The following is an 18,583-nucleotide window of genomic DNA, read 5'->3' on the forward strand; positions in this document are numbered from 1 at the left end:
TTTATCAACGGAGCTTGATCGAAGCAGAGCAAAAAGAAAAATACGAAATTGCCCATGCAATATAGATGGTATCTATGGCCGGCGCTTTTGCAGGAGGGGACGCATGGACAAGTTGCTGACGCAGTTTCTCGCAGTGGCTGAGGCCGGCAGCATCAGTGGCGCAGCAACGGCGCTGTTCGTCACCCAGCCCACGCTTACCTTTAACATGCGCAAGCTCGAGGAGACCATGGGCGTGCCGCTATTGGTGCGTTCCTCGCGCGGGGTCGAGCTTACGGCGTATGGCGAAACGCTCTACCAGAACGCCCGCCTCATGCGCCGCCTCTACGACAACACGCTCAAGACGATCGAGCACCAGCGTGGTCGCACTGAGCAGGGCCTATCCATCGGGTCCGGCTATTCGTGGTGGACCCTCTTTATCCGCGACATGGTGGTGGACTATTCCGGTCAATACCCGAGCGCCCGCATCCATGTGAGCCTGGGCAACCAACTCCGCTGCATGGACCAATTGCTCTCGGGCGACATATCCCTTTTCGTCGCGCACGAGATCGAGGGGCTCAACCGCAGCACCGGCGCGCGCTTCCTTCCGTTGAGCCGGGTTGGTCTTGGCTATTTCGTGCGCGCGGGGCATCCACTCCTTACGCAATCTCGGTCCTTGAGCGAGATCGAGATCTATCCCGCTGTCACCAGTTCCATGCCCGAAATCCGGCACCAGCGCTTTTTCGAGACGTGGAGCCGGACAACGGCCGCCAGTGCAGCGTTTGATCAGGGCAAATATGCCTTTGCATCCAATTCACTCGCCGCCTGCCTCGATTATGTCGAGCGCACCAATGCGGTGCTCAGCCACACCGAGGTCATGGAGGCGGAGTTCCGCCAGCGCGGCCTGGCGCGTGTTGTGGTTACGGAGCCAACCCGGCAGAGCAATATCGGCATATATGTGCTGGCGGAGCGCGCCGAAGACCCTCGCGTGTCCGAACTGATCGCCTGGTTGCAGCGCGCTGCGGAAAAGGTCTTGCCGCCGCTGAGCTGACTAGCTTGGCTTGGTGCGGAGATAATCGAGCACCATCTGCACCGCCTGCGCTTCCCGCTCCTGCACCATCGCGACTCCAGCGAGATCGCGGTCGAAGATCACCGAGAGCGTTGCCATGTTGGAGACATAAAAAAAGCCGAGCGCCGCAATGGAGATATAAAGCTGCACCGGGTCGACATCGCGCCGGAACACACCGGCGTCAGCACCCCGCTCCACAATGGTGGTGATCTGCCCCACCAGCGGCGAATGCAGCGCCTTGATGTCGGGCATGGTCTTCAGGAACCGGGCGTTCTCGATGTTTTCTGTGCCCAAGAGGCGGGGAAACCACGGATTGGCGAGGAAGTGCCGGAAGGTGAACCGCACCAGCCGGTCCATGGCCTGCACGGGGTCATATTGGTCAAGGCTCAAGGCCCGCTCGCCTCGCCTGATCTCGCCATAGGCGTCCAGCAGCACGGCGCGATAGAGGTCCTCCTTGTTGCCGAAATAATGGTAGAGCAGACGCTTGTTGGCGCCCGCCCGCTCGGCAATGGCATCCACCCGCGCGCCCTCGAAGCCCCGCTCGGCGAACTCGGCCCGGCCAGCGACAAGGATAGCCGCTTTCGTCTTGGCCGAATTGCGCGATCGCTTGGGCGAACTGGGGTCAGCCTTTGGCTGCCGCGTCCGCGCCACCGCGACTGAAGATGGCTCTGACACGCCTGTTTACCGCCGGAATGGACATAAGGATGACTGTGAAAACGACCAGCGCAATAACAGCACTGATCGGACGGGTAAAGAATGGGCTCGGATCCCCATTGGTCAGCATCAGCCCACGTCGCAGGTTGAGGTCGAGCAAATCGCCCAGGATGATGCCGAGCACCAGGGGCGCCATGGGATACTTCATTTCGCGCAGGATGAACCCGATAACGCCGAAGGCCAGCATCACATAGACGTCGAACATGCGCTGGGTGATTGCGAAACTGCCAACCACACAGAGCACATAAATCACCGCCATCAGCCGCTCGCGCGGCACCCGCAGCACCTGGATGAAAAGTTTGGTCAGGGACAACCCAAAGATCAGATTGGCCAGGGTCGCCAGCAGCAGCATGGCCACGACCTGATAGAGGAAGGACGGGTTCTCCACCATCAGCATCGGTCCTGGCCGCACGCCGTGAATATACATGGCGGCGATCAAGACGGCTGCGGCGGCAGATCCTGGCAGCGCCAGGGTCAAAGTGGGGATCATCGCCGCTGAGACCACCGCGTTGTCACCCGTCTCGGCGGCGATCAATCCTTCCTGGCTGCCCTTGCCGAACTCCTCGGGCTTTTTGGACGCGCGCTTGGCCGCGGCGTAAGAGGTCCAGGACCCAACATCCTCACCAACGCCTGGGATGATCCCTACAAAGGTGCCGATGATGCCGGACCGAATGATGGTGCGCCAATACTGAAACACCTCGCGCAGTTTGGGCACCACGCGGTCATTGACCGCAGCTATAACGCCGCTGGAGTTGCGCTTCATCGAAGACAGGATCTCGGCAAATCCAAAGGCGCCCACCATGGCGGGGATGAGATCCACGCCGCCACCCAGTGCGGACACGCCGAAGGTGAAGCGCTGGTGAGCGTGCAAGGTCTCCATGCCGATCATCGCCACCGACAGGCCCAGGATGCCAGCGATGTAGCCCTTGAGGGGCGTGTCGCTGCCGCTCATCTGGCCCGAGATGATGACGCCGAAAATGGCGAGCCAGAAAAACTCCCAGGTTCCAAAGCGCAGCGCTGCCTCGGAGAGAAGCGGTGCGATCAATGCCAGAAAGAAAATACCGACCAATGTTCCCAACGACGAAGCCGTGGTTGCCAGGCCCATGGCGAGACCCGCCTTGCCCTGCTGCGCCAGCGGGTGCCCATCGAGGGCTGCGGCAGCATTGGCAGGAGTACCGGGAATGTTGAGCAGGATGGCGGTGCGGCTGCCACCATAGATGGCGCCCAGATAGACGCACATCAGCGTCAAAATCGCCTGGTCGGGTTGCATCTGATAGGTCAGGGTTACGAGCAGCGCCACGCCCATGGTCGCGGTCAGCCCCGGCAAGATGCCAATGGTTACGCCCAGCAGCGTCGCCCAGATGACGTTGAACAGGGACTGGGGATTGAGAAACTGGGAGATGCCCTGCCCGAGCAGGATCAGGCCTTCCATGGTCGGTCCTTAAGGCAGTCGCACGAGGAAAATACGTTCGAAGACATAGTGAATGGCGAGGCCCCCAACGAGAGCCACACCCAATGCCCAAGCTAGGCTGGAGACCAGCGATTTGCGTGGCGAGGCGAAGTACAGTTCGAACAGGGCAATGAAAGCAAAGATGAAGAGCGCCGACGCTGCCCAGAACGGCAACCAGCCGAGAAGGACCAGCGTATAGAAGAAGGTCAGCCCAAGAATTGCCCAGACGCGCCTTGCAGCGTCGGACGTCAGCGCCTCACCCAGACCGCCCCAGCCACCTGGTCCGGCGAGGCGCCAAGACCGCCAGGCCAGCAAACTGCCGCACAGCACCAGTGCTACACTCAGCGCCATCGGTACGAGCCCAGGGATGGTCAGGGGATTGATGCGGCGGGCCTCCAACCGATCCATGGTGATGGAAAGGTAGAACATGACCACCCCCAGGCCGATGAGCACGAGAGCTGTCAGGAAGTCGGCACGTGCGCGGATCGCCTGCTCGCGCTGGTCGGGGAGTAACATTTGTCTGCCGCTGTCAGAGAGGTAGCGGCGGCAAGAATGCCGCCGCCATGTCGATCAATCGGTGCCGACTTCGGTCCGCGTTTCGCAGTCGATACCGATGGTGGAGGGATCGTTGGCCGCCTCGCCACGCGCAACCGAGGAGCACGCTTCGAGGATCACGACCGGCATGGCGCGCTCACGCGCTTCCGCACCCATGGAAGGAGCGAAGACCGCGCCGAAGGTCTCGGCGTAGTTGCGCAACTCTTCGGAGTTCATCACCTCTTCTTCCCAGATGCGGTCCATGGTGGCGACCACCTCGTCAGGCACGCCCGTGGGAATGAAGATGCCGAAATAGTCGGGAGCTAGCTCCATGTCGGGCAGCCACTCGGTGATCGGGGGCACCGGTTCAACGCCCTCGAGCACCAGTGGCTCGTCCGAGAGGACAGCCAGTGGTTTCAGGCGACCGCCGCGGATGAGTTCAGTCTGCTCCACGGCCAGTTGGGTGGTCACCATGGCTTCACCCGAAGCGGTCGCAATCGCCGCCGGGCCGCCACCGTCATAGGTGATCATGTTGTAGTCAAAACCGGCTTCGTCGGCGAGAGCCGCGATCGCGGTACCGCCCGAGGAGGTTATGCCCGCTGTGGCAACGGTGATATCTAGTCCACGCTCTTCGAGTGCTGCCAGCAATTCACCGAAATCGTCGAACTCGCTATCGGCGGGCACGCTCACCACCGGCACATTGGCGACTGACAGATAAATGTGCCAGTCGTCGATGTCGGTGTCTTCGAGGAGCCCGCTCACCGCATAGGTGGCGTTGTTGGCGATGGCATTGGCTGTCCAGGTGTAGCCGTCACGCGGCGCGTTGAGCACTTCCTGGGTGCCGATGGCGCCTGACGCACCCGGCTGGTTGACCACCACGACTTCGACGCCGAGCGCCTCGGCCAGAATGGGTGCGGTGACGCGGGTCACCTGGTCGGTTGAACCACCGGCGCCCCACGGCACGATCAGATTGATCGGCCGGTCCGGCTGCCATTCATATTCCTGCGCGATGGTCAGTGACGTACCCAGGAGCAGCGCCGATGCACTTGCTCCAAGGACAAACCGCATCTTACGATTCATCTTGATCCTCCCTCTCTATGGACGGAGCCGGCTATTATTGTGCTCTGGCTCGCCAGGTGAGACTGCGGCCGGCCGGCGCATCTGTCAACCGGTAAGTAACCGACTGGTGACAGGCGGCGGAACCCTTCAACCGCAAGCAGAGGTGACAATGACTTGGCTGCGGTCTATCGGTGGCACCGCTCAGTGAGGGTGCGGAAATGGACTGGTCGGCAATCCTGGTGATGTTCGCGGCGCTGGCAGCGGGCGCCGTGGTCAAGGGCGCGACCGGCATGGGGCTGCCGCTTGTCGCGCTCCCAGTACTGACGTCAGTTTTTGGGCTCCAACACGCGGTCGGCCTGATGACCATCCCCCTGATCCTCACCAATGCCTGGCAGGTCTGGCGCTTCCGAGCAGAGGCGCAGAGCCCGCGACTGGGCTTCATGCCGGTGTTCCTCGTCGCCGGAGCCGTCGGCATTCTCCTCGGCACCTGGGCACTGACCGCCCTTCCCGAAAGGGTGCTGATCCTCACCTTGGGCATAATCCTCCTGTTCTATGTGGCCCTACGCTTGGCCGCGCCGCACTGGACGCTCACCCTCTCGCTGGCGAAGCGCCTCAGCCCCTTTACAGGCGTTGGCGGCGGCATCCTCCAAGGGGCGACCGGCATCTCGGCCCCGATCGGCGTCACCTATATCCATGCCATGACGCTCGACCGCGATGCGCATGTCTACGCAGTCTCGGCCATGTTCCTGGTGTTTTCTACCATCCACCTGCCGTCGCTCTGGGTCGCTGGCATCATGCGGCCGGACTGGGTGCTCCAAGGCTTCTTCGCACTGGTGCCGATCCTCCTGTTCATGCCCTTGGGGCAGGCCCTCGCCGGCCGGCTCAGCCGCAAGGCCTTTGATCGGATGATCCTGGTTTTCCTGGGACTGATCGGCCTCAAAATGGTGCTAGGCCTCTAGACGCTTGACGACACCAGCCTTCTGGATGTAGCTAAGTAACTAACCAGTTACACAGCAAGCCGTCGCCGGGAGGGGAATGGAATGGCAGAGCAACGACTTGGCCTCATCATGCATGGGGTCACGGGCCGCATGGGTTACAATCAGCACTTGGTGCGCTCGATCCTGGCGATCCGCGATCAGGGCGGCATCGCGCTCAGCAATGGCGATCGTCTGCAGGTCGACCCCATCATCGTGGGCCGCGATCCCGACAAGATCCAGCGCCTGGCTGAAAAGCACAACATCAAGCGCTGGAGCAGCGATCTCGACGCCGCCCTCGCCGATCCCGATGACACCGTGTTCTTTGACGCCGGCACCACGCTGATGCGCGCCAGCCTGATCGAAAAGGCGTTGGCGGCCGGCAAGCATGTCTATTGCGAGAAGCCGACCTCGGACAGCCTCGAGATCGCCGTCAACCTCGCCAAGACCGCCCGCGCCTCTGGTCTCAAGCACGGGGTGGTGCAGGACAAGCTGTTCCTGCCCGGCCTGATGAAGCTCAAGATGCTGCGCGACAGCGGCTTTTTCGGCGACATCCTCTCGGTGCGCGGCGAATTCGGGTATTGGGTGTTCGAGGGCGATTGGCAACCCGCCCAGCGTCCCTCATGGAACTACCGCAAGGGCGACGGTGGCGGCATTATTCTCGATATGCTCTGCCACTGGCGCTATGTGCTCGACAATCTTTTCGGCGAAGTGCAGGCGGTCTCGTGCCTGGGTGCCACGCACATTCCCGAGCGCGTCGACGAGAAGGGCAACCGCTTCAAGGCCGACACCGATGACGCGGCCTATGCCACGTTCGAACTTGAAGGCGGCATTGTCGCCCAGATCAATTCGAGTTGGACGACCCGCGTCCGCCGTGACGATCTGGTCACGTTCCATGTCGACGGGACGCATGGTTCGGCCGTAGCGGGCCTCCACAAGTGCTGGACGCAGCATCGCGTGAACACGCCCAAGCCGGTGTGGAATCCCGACCAGCCACAAACCATGAACTTCTTCAACGATTGGGAAGAAGTGCCGGACAACTGGCCCGCCCAGAACGGCTTCAAGGCGCAATGGGAAATGTTCCTGCGCCATGTCGCCGAGGATGCGCCTTGGCCTTATGGGCTCGAGGCCGGTGCCAAGGGCGTACAGCTCGCCGAGCTGGGCCTCAAGAGCTGGGCAGAACGTCGCTGGCTCGACGTGCCCAAGCTGGAGTTTTGACCTAGCGTCCCCCTCACCAGCCCTTTGGGCACCCTCTGCCACGACGGGGAGAGGGGGACGTCCGAGTTTCAACGAGCGCCAGCTTCCCTTCTCCCCCTGCGGGAGAAGAGGGCGCGCAGCGCCGGATGAGGGGAAAGCCCGCCCATGACCATCATCAACCTGCCCAATGCCGACCGCTCCATCAGCCCCTATCAGCTGACGGGCGAACCCATTCCGTTTGTCCGACACAAGGCCAGCGACTTCCCGCGCATCGCTTATGCGGCGGCCCACGTCGTTGCGGACCCGCTCGCCAGCAACGATCCATGGCTCACCCCGGCGATCGACTGGGATACCACGCTCCAGTTCCGCCACCGGCTTTGGGATCTCGGCCTCGGCGTGGCCGAAGCCATGGACACCGCCCAGCGCGGCATGGGCCTCACCTGGACCGATGCGCAGGAGTTGATCCGTCGCGCCCAGCTCGAAGCCCGCACCCGCGAGGATGCCCTGATCGCCTATGGCGCGGGCACCGACCATCTCGCCCCGGGCCCCGATGTCACCATCGACCAGATCATCAAGGCCTATGAAGAGCAGGTCGGGTTTGTCGAAGGTCAGGGCGGCCGCGTCATCCTGATGGCCAGCCGCGCCCTGGCGGCTGCCGCCAAGTCGCCCGACGACTACGCCCGCGTCTATGGCCACATTCTCTCGCAGGTGAAGCAGCCCGTGGTTATGCATTGGCTGGGCGAAATGTTTGATCCGGCCCTTGAGGGTTATTGGGGCAAGGCCGACCACACCGAAGCCATGGATGTCTGCCTCGACGTCATTGCCGCGCATGCCGATAAGGTCGACGGCATCAAGATCTCGCTTTTGTCGGCGGAAAAAGAAATCACCATGCGCCGTCGCCTGCCCGCATCGGTCAAGATGTATACTGGCGACGACTTCAACTATGCCGAACTCATCGCCGGCGACGACCAGGGCTATTCCCATGCCCTGTTGGGTATTTTCGACGCCATCGCACCGGCGGCCTCGGCTGGCCTGGCGGCCCTGGGGACGGGCAACACCACCGAGTTCTTCGACCTGCTCGAACCGACTGTGCCGCTCAGCCGCCATATCTTTGCGGCGCCCACCCGGTTCTATAAGACGGGCGTGGTGTTCCTGGCCTATCTCAATGGCCTGCAGGACCATTTCACGATGATCGGCGGCCAGCAATCGACCCGCTCCTTGCAGCACCTGGCCGAACTCTTCCGTCTCGCCGACCAGGCACGCGTGCTTGCAGATCCCGAACTGGCAGCGCTCCGCATGGGTGACGTGCTGGCGGTCCATGGGGTTTCGGCATGAGCGCGGACACGGTCATTTCGCTCAATCTTGCCACCACGCGTGCTCAGTGGGGCTTTGCCGAGGCGGTCGATGGGTGCTTGCGCGCTGGCATCACTGCTATCTCCCCCTGGCGGGATCAGATCGAGGCCATTGGGCTCGATGAAGCCGCTCGCATCGTTCGTGACAACAAGTTGCAGGTGACCGGCGTTTGCCGGGGCGGCATGTTTCCAGCCGAAACCGCCGAGGGCCGGCAGCTCCAGATCGACGACAATCTGCGCGCCATCGACCAGGCGGCCGCACTCAATGCCGATTGTCTGGTGCTGGTCGTGGGTGGCCTGCCTGGGTCGTCAAAGGATATCGTAGGCGCCCGGCAGATGGTCAGCGACGGGATTGCCGCCATGCTGCCGCACGCCAATGCGTCGGGCGTCAAGATCGCCATCGAACCGCTCCACCCCATGTATGCAGCCGACCGAGCCTGCGTGAACACCATCGATCAGGCGCTCGACATCTGCGAGGGGTTGGGGGAAACGGTCGGCGTCGCCATCGACGTCTATCATGTGTGGTGGGACCCTTATCTGGCGCGCGCCATCGAGCGGGCCGGCCGCATGAAGCGCATCTTTGCGCACCATATTTGTGATTGGCTCGTCCCCACCAAGGATATGCTCCTCGACCGCGGGATGATGGGCGATGGGGTCATTGACCTCAAAGCCATTCGCCGGATGATCGAAGAGGCCGGCTTTCATGGCCCCCAAGAGGTCGAGATCTTCAGCCAGGACAATTGGTGGAAGCGCCCTGGGGACGAAGTGCTCGCCGTTATCAAGGACCGCGTCGCCACTGTCTGCTGACGCCGCATAAAGAAAGGCCCCGAACCGAAGTTCGGGGCCTCTGCTGTTGAATTCAGTAGCGGTTACGAAACACGCTCATATTCGATGCTCGAGCAGAAGATGCCCCGGCAGCCAGTGATGCTGATCGTGTCGGGATCAACGAGCTCGACCGTCGCCTCTGCGTTGCCGCCGTTAAGGGCAATGTTGCCCTTCCACTCATTGGGAGCAACCTGATTGCCCTGCACGACCTGCTGGTCGACAAAGGCCAGGTTTTCCTCGGTGCGGGAATCGCCCTGGATGTCATTGAGGACACCACAAAGCTGGGTGCCGTCACCACACATCGAGAAAGTGAAAGTGGTGCCCCACTTGTCCTGCCAGGTGCCTTCGGGTGTTGCCGCGTCCTGCGCGAAAGTCGGGCTGGCGGCAGCCGCACAAAGTGCACCCACGGCGAGAATGTTCTTCACGAAGTTCATTGAAATCTCTCCATTGCGTTGGCGCCGCCCACGCCACCGCTTTCTGGTTTTAGTTGGAACGCAGAGGGGAATGCGTGCCTGCCAGAAGGGTTGCCCAAACGTGATCAACAGGCCGTCACCGTGAAAAGGTGGCTGCGATCTCGACATGAGCGGACTGGGCGAACTGATCCACTGCGATTAGCCGGTCCAGCTTGAACCCCGCCTGAACGAGTCGTGCAGCATCGCGGGCGAAGGTACGCGGATCGCAGGCGACCATCACCACGAGCCCAACCTTGGAACGGACGATCTCCCGGACTTGGGCTTCTGCACCCGCACGGGGCGGATCCAGCACCACCGCATCGAAAGGCAGCTCGAACTGGGTGAGTGGATCGCGAAAGAGGTCGCGGGCCTTGGCGGTGATCTCCCGCAGACCCTTGGCGTGCCGCCGGGCTTTGTCGAGCGCCAGTATGCCGGCCTTATCACTATCGGCGGCAAAGACCGGACGTTTTTCTGCCAATCGGAGAGTTAACGGCCCCATGCCGCAGAAGAGATCGGCAACGTTTTTAGCCTTGCCGACCGCCTCCACCACATAGTCGGCGAGCACGGCTTCGGCCGCCTCGGTGGCCTGGAGGAAACTCCCGATCGGCGGCTCGACCTGCGCTCTACCCATGGCGATCAGGGGTGGTTGCGACTGGAGGACCAATTCGCCATTGAGCGCCAGCCGGGCGAGGCCAAAGCGCGCTACCAGCGGCATCAATCGGTCAGCCCGGGCGTGCTTTTTCTCGGTGCGCACCGCCACGTCGAGCCCGCTCAGCGTCGCGGTAAAACTTACATCGGCCTCGCCAATGGCGTTCAGCACTGCGCGGGTGATCTCTGGAGCCCGCTTCACCAGTGCCGGCACGAGGATGGGGCAGGCATCAATCGGATGCACCTGATGGCTTTTGAGGCGCATATAGCCGGCGCCTTCCTTGCGGGCATGCAGCGTTGCGCGCCGGCGGCCGTCACCAGAAGCATCAATGAACCGCTCGACCTTGGCGTTGATGCCGGCAAAGCGCAGCGGCGTTTCTACAAGGCCAATTTTGAACGCCTCGTAGCTCGGCCGATCCATATGCTGCAACTGGCAGCCGCCACAGGCATGAAAATGCGGACAGAACGGTTCGATCCGGCTGGCAGCGGGCTCAATCACTTCGATCAGCGTGCCCCGCTCGCCATCGGCATCGAGCCGCACCAATTCTCCGGGCAGCGCCAGCGGCACGAAGACCTTGCGACCATCGAGTTCGGCGACGCCCTCCCCCTTGTGGCCAAGGCTGGTGATGGTGGTGGTGATTGTCATGGCTTGGGAGGTAACCAGAGGAGCGCGATTGCACAAGCCATCGCGCTCGCCGCCATCAGGCGGTTCGGCTTGCCCATTCCAATAGACTTGGCAGCGACACGAAGGGCACCCCGGCATGCTCGCTGAGCCCCGAGGCGCAGGTGGAGACCGTCGAGACGCCTAAAGTGCAGCCTTCCGGGATGTCGTTCCTGGCTAACCGCGTCGCATGGGCATTGAGTTCGGGGACGAACAACCCCTTGTCGCCGGCAAAACCGCAGCAGGTGACCGAACTCAACACCGCGATCCGCTCTGCACAGGCACTCGCCAAGGCTTCGGTCATCGGTTGCTCGGCCAGCCGCTGCGCCGAGCAATTGTGATGCACCGCCACCACTGGCAGTTTCTGGGTCACGGTGAGCCGCGGCAGGACATGCGTCACAAGGAACTGCGCGGAGTCGAGCACCGGCGCATCACCGGGAAATTCGCGCAGATGCTTGGCGCAGGTCGAGGCATCGGTCAGCACCGTCAGTCGTCCCGCCTCAGAAAGCGTCGACAACTGGCGCTTCAGTGCACCCCCGACTTCAGCTGCCTGCTCGGGGAACCCCTTGGACTGGAAAGGCTGGCCGCAGCACTGCCCGCTCAGGCTTTCCGGCACAATCACATCGAAGCCGGCCCGCTCCAGCAAAGCCAGCATGGCATCGGGCGTATTGAGCAGGCGGTGCTCGGTTCCGGGTGCCCCGAACAACCGGGTCGGGCAGGCGGGGAAATACACGACGGCCGGCCTTCCGCTCTGCGCGATCGGCACTGGAAATCCAGTCTGTCGCGGATCCTGCCGATTGGCGCGAGCCTTGGGTGCTCCGGGCCCGGTGCGCAGCGCCCGCGAAATGCGGGGCACGCGCTTGCCGGACAGGCGCCGCGCCGTTTCGGTGATCGCCTCCACCGCCGGAGCCGGCACGATGCGGCGGGCTAGGTCGGCAAACCCCACGCCACCCCGCATCATCGTCTCGATGCTGCCCAGATGGCCCGCCGCGCTGCCGGCGACGGCCCGTCCACCAGCTTTGCGCCGCTGTGCCCGCTGCCCCATGATCATGGTACCGGTCTCGATCCCAACCGGGCAGCGCAACGAGCAAAGATTGCACGCAGCGCAGGTGTCGAGCCCGGCATATTGAAAGTCGCGGTCCAGCACTTCGAGGCGTTTGGGGTCTTCCCCCGAACGGCGCAGGCGCTCGCGCTCGCGCGTCACTGCGATGCGTTGGCGCGGGGTCAGCGTCAGATGATGGCTGGGGCAGGCCGGCTCGCAAAAGCCGCACTCGATGCACATGTCCACCAACTCGTCGGCCAGCGGCATGATTTTCAAATTCTTGACGTGCACCTGAGGGTCGGCGTTGAGCAAGACGCCGGGATTAAGCAACCCCTCGGGATCGAAGATCGCCTTGATCCGGTGCATCAGCGCATAGGCCTTGGGGCCCCACTCCGCTTCTACAAAGGGCGCGATGGCACGCCCTGTACCATGCTCGGCCTTGAGCGAGCCGCCATATTGCACCGAAACCAGATCCGACAGCGCCTTGGAGAAGCGGTCGAACTTGCCGGCTGCATCGGCTTGCGAGAAGTCGTCGCTCATCTGGAAATGGAGATTGCCCGCCAGGGCATGCCCGAAGATGATAGCGTCCTCGTAGCCATGATCGTCGAGCAGCTGCCGCATTTCGATGACGAACTCTGCCAGTCGCTCGATCGGGGCCGCCACATCCTCGGTCAGCATCGAGGTGCCCTTGGGCCGCGCCGCGCCGCCCGAGGCGAAAAAGCCCTTGCGGATATCCCAAAGGGCGTGGCTGCGCGCCTCGTCGGTCGAAAAATCGATATGGGTTGCCCCATGCCGCGCCAGCAGCGCCACGGCTTTCTCCACCTCAGTGGCGAGCGTCGCGCCATCGGGTGCCGTGACGTCGATCAGTACGGCCGGTGAGGTCTCGGTCAGCCAGGGCAAGAGCGGGGCCATGGGCGGCAGATGCTCGACCGTTGCTAGTGCCCGACGCTCGATATATTCGGCCGCGGTAACGCCGGTGGTTACCTGCACACCGCCATTGGCCATTTCGATGATCGCCCGACCCGCCGATTGCGGATCGGGAAAGGGCACCAGCGCTGTCGCCTTGAACGGGTGTTCTGGAACCGTGTTGTAGGTGACCTCGGAGACAAAGCCGAGCGTGCCTTCCGAGCCCACCATCAGGTGAATGAGGATGTCCAGCGGGTCGTGATAGTCGACCAGCGCGTTCAGCGAATAGCCGACCGTATTCTTGATCGCGTATTTCTTGCGGATCAGCGCCACCAGTTCGGCATCCGCCATCACGTCGTGGTGCAGCTGGTGCACCTGCTCCAGCATCTGCGCATGGCTTACGCGGAAGGCATCGCAGCTCGCCGGATCGCCCGAATCCAGCATGGTACCGTCGGTGAGCACAATCCGCAGCCGCGCCATGGTGTGGTAGGTGTTCTGCGCCACCCCACAACACATTCCCGACGAATTGTTGTTGACCACCCCGCCGATCTTGCAGGTGGCCTGCGACGCCGGATCAGGCCCGATCTTCTTGTTGAAGGGCTTGAGCGCCTTGTTGGCGTTCGCCACAATGATCGCCGGGCCCAGCGTAATCTGCTCGGCGCCAGGGTGAATTTCGAGCTTGCGCCAGCCATCGCCCAGCACCGCCAGCACGCCTTCGGTCACCGCCTGCCCCGACAGCGACGTGCCTGCCGCCCGAAAGGTCAGCGGCAGACCTTCGGCGCGGCAGCCAGATATCACCGCCCGCACCTCGTCCTCGGAATTGATGAACACCACCGCCGCCGGAATCAGCCGGTAGGAACTGGCGTCGCCGCTCCAGGCATAGGTCATCAAGGGGTCGGTGTGGATCGCGCCTTTGACCTTGCCCTTGAGCCGGGCGGCAAAACGTTCGCCAGCGGCCTGGCGGTCCGGTGCAGGAACAAAGGCGGCTGGGGCGGGTAAAGTGGCTTGCTGCATGGCACAGCACTAACATGTTAGCTGCGCCATGCGAAGTGGATCATGGAGCCGGCACACGGGCGGCCGATCACATCCTAGAGGTCGACATCGTCCTCGGCCAGGGCGTTGATCTCGCGCGCCGCGCGCCGGAGAATTTCAGCGGCCAGGCGTTGCTGGTCGGGCGTGCCCTTGCGCACCGCCTTGATCGCGGCCTTGAGCTCCTTGCGCCCCTCGTCGAGTTCGGGGATGACCCCCTTGAGCTCACGATCGGCGTCGGGGGTGGCATGGTCCTGCCGCGCGGGACCGCTCTGACCGCTGGAAGCCGGAGCTGCATCGCCAGCAAACGGCCAGTCGGACCGGGCGAACTCCCGGAAACGGCCCATCTGCTCGCCGGCCTTGGCCAGGAAGGCTAGCGTGCCTTCGATAGCCTCGCGGTTGTCCGCCAGGTGCCGCCGCCCAGACTCTGTAATGGTATAGAGCTTCTTGTTGCCCTCGGCTTGCGCGGTCACATAGCCGATCTCTTCGAGATAGGTCAGCGCCGGATAGACCACGCCGGGGCTGGGGGAATAAAAGCCGCCCGAGCGCTCCTCGATGGCCTTGATCAGATCATAGCCATGCCGCGGCTGCTGCTCGATCAGATAGAGCGCGACCAGCCGCAGATCGCCGGCGGCCAACATGCGGCCGATGCGGAAATTGCCGCCCACGCGCCCCAAGCCCTCATTGCCCTCCGAGGACAGACGACCCAGATAGCTGCGAGCCAGGCCTTCAAGCTTGCGCCAGTCCGGCTCGCCATTGCGCCAATAGCTGCTCATGATTGTCTCTCCGATATATCTCGTCTCACTGCACGGAAAGATCGGCACGCAGGCTGCCCAGTTCAAGATATATCGCGCGATTGTATCTTGCTGTCTGAAACGCCTGCACGCGCATCCCCGCGGAACGGATGCCCAGCCCCGCCATTTTGGTGAGACAAGGACAGGGATGATCGCCATGGCAACTCCGACCACGGACCAGATCCGCAACCAGATCGACAGCGGCAATACCGGCGAAAAGGTAGAATCCTCCGATCCGGCCGCCGCGCCGCTGGGCACCGATGCCGAGGCGGGCGGTCAGGCGCCAACGGCGGCCGAACGGCGCATGGAGGTAAAGACCCAGCCGAAACTGCGCCACCGGCGCGATTCGGCCGGCATTCCAATGTATGGCGGCTTTGTCGCGGCAGCGAGCGTGCTCGTCTTGGGTGCAGCCTGGCTCGGAAGCCTCTAGTCGGCTAGACTGTGGTGCCTTCCGAGACGTGGCGGTCAAACTGGCCGCGCTTGCGGAACCGCCACATATAGGTGGGCAGGATCGCGCTCATCGGAACGGGCGCAATGTCGAAGGCGGTGAAATCGCGCTTCTCCTTGGTCGCGGCATCGCTCACCACATTGTCGACGCCCAGGAGGTTGATCTGATCCTTGGTAATCAGCGGCTGGCCCGGCATCACGCTCATTACGGAAGCCATCATCTTGGTCGCACCGATGGGCATAGGCACCAGGGCCTTCTTGCGCTGCGTCTCGTGCAGCACGCGCTCGAGCAGCTCACGATGGGTCACCACTTCTGGCCCACCCAATTCATAGGCCCGACCGGTCTTCACGTGGCCGTCCATGGCCATCACGAAGGCGCGCGCGACATCGCCGACATAAACCGGCTGAAAGCGTGTCTTGCCATGGATCAATGGCATGAAGGGCAGCATGCGCGAGAGCGTGCCCATGAGATTGAAGAAGCCGTCATCGGGCCCAAAGATGATCGAGGGCCGCAGGATCACTGCCTCGGGAAAGACCTGGAGAGTTGCCTGCTCACCACCCAGCTTGGAAGCTGCATAAGCGCTGACATCGGCGGCCCGGTCGACGCCTAGCGCCGACATATGCACCAATACGGGAACGCCGGCAGCCTTAGCGGCCTCGGCGATGGTCTTGGCCCCGTCGACATGCACCGCCCGGAAGCTCTGCGCCCCCGCTTGCGCGCCGATGCCCACCAGGTTGATCACCGCATCGGCATCGCGCACGGCGTGCTGCACCGAATGAGGATATCGCAGATTGGCCTGCACCGTCTGGATCTGCCCCACCACGCCAAAAGTTTTCACCGGCAGCGCGAGATCGGGCCGCCGGACGGCAACGCGGACACGATGACCGGCTCGGGCCAGTTCCTGAACGAGGCGCATGCCAACGAAGCCGGACCCTCCAAAGACGGTGACGGTTTTTTGGGCAAGACGGTCCATAAGGAAAGGCTCCGGTGCGGGCAGGCAGGATGGCTTGCTTCTAAACCAAGCCTCGCCGCGCTGTCGAGGCCTCACGCGGCGCGACACATCTTGACTCGTCGGCTCTTTTGTTCTCTTTTTGTTCTAGGCGCACTGAGGAGGCGTATCGTGCCAGAAACTCGCACCTATTCCGGCCAGTGCCATTGCGGCGCCGTCCGCTTCACCGCCACAACCGATCTCTCGAGCCCCGCCGAGTGCAATTGTTCGCGTTGCCGGCGCCTGGGCTGGACCATGCAGGCGGTGCCCGACAGCGCCTTTGCCTTGCAGCGGGGAGGCGGCGCTTGGCACCTATCATTTCAACACCAACACCATCGATCACCTTTTCTGCCGCACCTGCGGCATTGAGAGCTTCGCCCGCGGCAGCGATGGCAAGGGCAATCCTATGGTGATGATCAATATCAACTGCCTGGAGGATGCGCCGCCGATCGATCGGTCGACCATCAAGCACTGGGACGGGGCGAACATCTGACTCTCGAGCGAGAAAGCGCATTGACATCCCCATGCGCTGCCCCTAGTTACACCGGCGCTCGCCCAGATGGCGGAATTGGTAGACGCGCACGGTTCAGGTCCGTGTGCCGCAAGGCGTGGAAGTTCGAGTCTTCTTCTGGGCACCAAAACTCTCGAAAAGCCGTGCGACCCTTGGGTTGCGCGGCTTTCGTGTTTCTGGCCCGCTTTTCCAGTTCCGACTTCGGTCCCCGGGCTCAGAGGTAGAACAGCCCCTCTCCATCCCACTTGCAGAACCGATCTAGGCGTGATCGGCTGGAGCAAATGGGAGGGCAACATGCCAACGTCAGTCGGATGGTCGAAGTCGCAGGTGGTGCTGCACTGGACAACGGTGGCCCTGGTCATCTTTCAGTTGTTCATCGGGGATGCCATGAGCGCGGCCTGGCAGGCGCGCCAGGAGGGTGGACCCGTCGAGATGAACCTCGGCGCGATCCTGCACATCATTGCCGGGGTGAGCGTTCTGCTGATCATGCTTTACCGGCTCTACCTCCGGCGCACGCACGGCCACCCGCCGCGTCCCGAAAACCAACCGAAGTGGGCCGCGACGCTTGGGGCGATCACCCACGGCGCGCTCTACCTGCTGCTCCTGGCCATGCCGCTCAGCGGCGCTGTGGCCTGGTTCTTCGGTGTCGAAGGCGCCGCTAACGTGCATGAAGGCCCGCTCCGCATCGCGTTGATTGCGGTGGTCCTGCTGCACGCAGCCGGCGCGCTCGTCGAGCACTTCGTCTTCCAGAGTCCCTCGCTCAAACGCATGCTAAAACCCGAGTCCTAACACCGGCGTCGGCAACTCCAGGCTTGTATCACAACCCCCACCCGACCTCCCCCTCATGAGGGGGAGGAGAAGAGTGTTCCGTGCACGTAACCGAGTGGAGCCCTCCCTCCCCTCATCGAGGGAGGTTAGGTGGGGTCTCTACCCGCCAAATCTATTCACTTATCCCCATCCCCAAAACCTCAGCTACACTCCCCTTCACTCCCCCGCAGGAGCGGCGCTGCAGCGACCAGACAGGCGGGTGGAACCACGGGACTTCGGGGAGATCGCCCCCGGAGTGGGTCCGAGCGGTGTTGGTCGGATATACGCCTCTCCCTGCCTGCTTTGGGGAGACGCAACACCAGCTGGTCCGGCAAATCCCGGCTAACCCCGAGGCGAAGTCGTCTCACCTATTACTAATCCCAAGAGGCGGTTTCGCCTCGGGGTCCGCTCCACTTCGCGCAACCGACGGATCACGCCCGGCGGAGCTTGACCGTGCCCGCCTTTCCAACGCCCCTTTGCTGTGCCAAGAGGATAGAAACGACGCCAAGAGATGAGCACCTGATGACCGTTCGACTGCACCGTGGCGACCTGCCCGACCTGTCCCGCTATGGCCGCGAAGTAGCCATCGACACCGAGACCATGGGGCTCAACCCACATCGCGATCGGCTCTGCGTCGTCCAGCTCTCAGCCGGCGACGGCAGCGCCGACGTTGTGCAGATCCCCCAAGACGCGACCGAGGCGCCGAACCTCGTCAGGCTCCTTGCCGACCCCGACGTCACCAAGATTTTCCACTATGGCCGTTTTGATATTGCCGTGCTCCGGCATCGGTTTGGCGTGGTGACCGGGCCGATCTACTGCACCAAGATCGCCTCCAAGCTGGTGCGCACCTATACCGATCGTCACGGGCTTAAGGACCTGGTGCGCGAATTGCTCAATGTCGACATGAGCAAGCAGCAGCAGAGCTCGGACTGGGGCCAGGACAAGCTCTCCGACGCCCAGCTCGATTATGCCGCCTCCGATGTCCGCTATCTCCACGACCTCAAGCGCCATCTCGATCGCATGCTGCGCCGGGAAAACCGCATGGAGATCGCTCAGGCTTGTTTCGAGTTCCTCAAGACACGCTGCGAGCTTGATCTGCTCGGCTGGGATGAAAACGACATCTTTGCCCATAGCTGACGGGAAGGAA

19 protein-coding genes and 1 tRNA gene are annotated in these 18,583 nt (G+C 62.8%); 11 read left to right on the forward strand and 9 right to left on the reverse strand.

The genetic code is table 11. The features are described from left to right. Window positions 1-103 precede the first annotated feature (103 nt). A complete protein-coding gene (locus QOV41_RS00340; RefSeq protein WP_284578768.1) occupies window positions 104-1,027 on the forward strand; it encodes a LysR family transcriptional regulator in 924 nt (307 codons plus the stop codon). Here the strand turns inward: QOV41_RS00340 and QOV41_RS00345 are convergent, their stop codons facing one another. From QOV41_RS00345 to QOV41_RS00360, 4 genes are read right to left on the reverse strand one after another with little or no spacing between them, the layout of a single operon-like run. Continuing rightward, window positions 1,028-1,720: a TetR/AcrR family transcriptional regulator gene (locus QOV41_RS00345; protein WP_284578769.1), complete on the reverse strand. Its 693-nt coding sequence runs from the start codon at window positions 1,718-1,720 to the stop codon at window positions 1,028-1,030. Beyond that, a complete protein-coding gene (locus QOV41_RS00350; protein WP_284578770.1) occupies window positions 1,668-3,191 on the reverse strand; it encodes a tripartite tricarboxylate transporter permease in 1,524 nt (507 codons plus the stop codon). Before QOV41_RS00350 ends, QOV41_RS00345 begins: the two co-directional genes overlap by 53 nt. A 9-nt stretch (window positions 3,192-3,200) precedes the next feature. Then, window positions 3,201-3,725, reverse strand: coding sequence for a tripartite tricarboxylate transporter TctB family protein (locus QOV41_RS00355; protein ID WP_284578771.1), 525 nt, complete (start codon window positions 3,723-3,725; stop codon window positions 3,201-3,203). 54 nt (window positions 3,726-3,779) lie between these two features. Further along, window positions 3,780-4,823 carry a Bug family tripartite tricarboxylate transporter substrate binding protein gene (locus tag QOV41_RS00360; RefSeq protein ID WP_284578772.1) on the reverse strand — a complete coding sequence of 348 codons (1,044 nt, stop codon included), beginning with the start codon at window positions 4,821-4,823 and terminating at the stop codon, window positions 3,780-3,782. A gap of 197 nt (window positions 4,824-5,020) precedes the next feature. Here QOV41_RS00360 and QOV41_RS00365 point away from each other — a divergent pair, with 197 nt between their 5' ends. From QOV41_RS00365 to QOV41_RS00380, 4 genes are all read left to right on the forward strand, one after another. Further along, window positions 5,021-5,761: a sulfite exporter TauE/SafE family protein gene (locus tag QOV41_RS00365; RefSeq protein WP_284578773.1), complete on the forward strand. Its 741-nt coding sequence runs from the start codon at window positions 5,021-5,023 to the stop codon at window positions 5,759-5,761. Between the two features lie 81 nt (window positions 5,762-5,842). After that, window positions 5,843-6,994 (forward strand): Gfo/Idh/MocA family protein, encoded by a 1,152-nt coding sequence (locus QOV41_RS00370; protein WP_284578774.1) that lies wholly within the window; start codon window positions 5,843-5,845, stop codon window positions 6,992-6,994. Window positions 6,995-7,138: 144 nt separating this feature from the next. Continuing rightward, window positions 7,139-8,308: a dihydrodipicolinate synthase family protein gene (locus QOV41_RS00375; RefSeq protein ID WP_284578775.1), complete on the forward strand. Its 1,170-nt coding sequence runs from the start codon at window positions 7,139-7,141 to the stop codon at window positions 8,306-8,308. Continuing rightward, window positions 8,305-9,132 carry a sugar phosphate isomerase/epimerase family protein gene (locus QOV41_RS00380; protein WP_284578776.1) on the forward strand — a complete coding sequence of 276 codons (828 nt, stop codon included), beginning with the start codon at window positions 8,305-8,307 and terminating at the stop codon, window positions 9,130-9,132. Before QOV41_RS00375 ends, QOV41_RS00380 begins: the two co-directional genes overlap by 4 nt. Window positions 9,133-9,194: 62 nt before the next feature. Here the strand turns inward: QOV41_RS00380 and QOV41_RS00385 are convergent, their stop codons facing one another. The 4 genes from QOV41_RS00385 to QOV41_RS00400 all read right to left on the reverse strand — a co-directional run bounded on the left by QOV41_RS00385 (window position 9,195) and on the right by QOV41_RS00400 (window position 14,664). Then, window positions 9,195-9,584 carry a DUF2147 domain-containing protein gene (locus QOV41_RS00385; protein ID WP_284578777.1) on the reverse strand — a complete coding sequence of 130 codons (390 nt, stop codon included), beginning with the start codon at window positions 9,582-9,584 and terminating at the stop codon, window positions 9,195-9,197. 115 nt (window positions 9,585-9,699) lie between these two features. Next, entirely contained in the window at window positions 9,700-10,896 is a 1,197-nt protein-coding gene (locus tag QOV41_RS00390; protein ID WP_284578778.1) for a class I SAM-dependent RNA methyltransferase, read from the reverse strand. A 55-nt stretch (window positions 10,897-10,951) separates the two neighbouring features. Beyond that, complete coding sequence (locus QOV41_RS00395) at window positions 10,952-13,873, reverse strand: FAD-binding and (Fe-S)-binding domain-containing protein (protein ID WP_284578779.1); 2,922 nt, start codon at window positions 13,871-13,873, stop codon at window positions 10,952-10,954. Window positions 13,874-13,947: 74 nt separating this feature from the next. Then, window positions 13,948-14,664 carry a PadR family transcriptional regulator gene (locus QOV41_RS00400; protein WP_415926733.1) on the reverse strand — a complete coding sequence of 239 codons (717 nt, stop codon included), beginning with the start codon at window positions 14,662-14,664 and terminating at the stop codon, window positions 13,948-13,950. 175 nt (window positions 14,665-14,839) lie between these two features. Between QOV41_RS00400 and QOV41_RS00405 the strand changes: the two genes are divergently transcribed. After that, on the forward strand, window positions 14,840-15,112 hold the full coding sequence (locus QOV41_RS00405; protein ID WP_284578780.1) for a hypothetical protein: 273 nt from the start codon (window positions 14,840-14,842) through the stop codon (window positions 15,110-15,112). A 4-nt stretch (window positions 15,113-15,116) separates the two neighbouring features. On the opposite strand, the gene QOV41_RS00410 is transcribed toward QOV41_RS00405, so the two are convergent. After that, complete coding sequence (locus QOV41_RS00410) at window positions 15,117-16,103, reverse strand: complex I NDUFA9 subunit family protein (protein WP_284578781.1); 987 nt, start codon at window positions 16,101-16,103, stop codon at window positions 15,117-15,119. Here QOV41_RS00410 and QOV41_RS19880 point away from each other — a divergent pair. From QOV41_RS19880 to QOV41_RS00430, 5 genes are all read left to right on the forward strand, one after another. Continuing rightward, window positions 16,011-16,487 carry a GFA family protein gene (locus QOV41_RS19880; RefSeq protein ID WP_463054427.1) on the forward strand — a complete coding sequence of 159 codons (477 nt, stop codon included), beginning with the start codon at window positions 16,011-16,013 and terminating at the stop codon, window positions 16,485-16,487. The genes QOV41_RS00410 and QOV41_RS19880 overlap by 93 nt on opposite strands. Then, window positions 16,399-16,611 (forward strand): GFA family protein, encoded by a 213-nt coding sequence (locus QOV41_RS00415; protein ID WP_284578782.1) that lies wholly within the window; start codon window positions 16,399-16,401, stop codon window positions 16,609-16,611. The genes QOV41_RS19880 and QOV41_RS00415 overlap by 89 nt, the downstream gene beginning before the upstream one ends. A 60-nt stretch (window positions 16,612-16,671) precedes the next feature. After that, window positions 16,672-16,756, forward strand: a tRNA-Leu gene (locus QOV41_RS00420). A 137-nt stretch (window positions 16,757-16,893) separates the two neighbouring features. Next, complete coding sequence (locus QOV41_RS00425; RefSeq protein ID WP_284578783.1) at window positions 16,894-17,418, forward strand: cytochrome b; 525 nt, start codon at window positions 16,894-16,896, stop codon at window positions 17,416-17,418. A 540-nt stretch (window positions 17,419-17,958) separates the two neighbouring features. Continuing rightward, window positions 17,959-18,573, forward strand: coding sequence for a ribonuclease D (locus QOV41_RS00430; RefSeq protein ID WP_284578784.1), 615 nt, complete (start codon window positions 17,959-17,961; stop codon window positions 18,571-18,573). The last annotated feature ends 10 nt before the right edge of the window (window positions 18,574-18,583 follow it).

Origin of the sequence: Devosia sp. RR2S18 (genome assembly GCF_030177755.1) — a bacterium.
Taxonomy (GTDB): Bacteria; Pseudomonadota; Alphaproteobacteria; order Rhizobiales; family Devosiaceae; genus Devosia; species Devosia rhizosphaerae.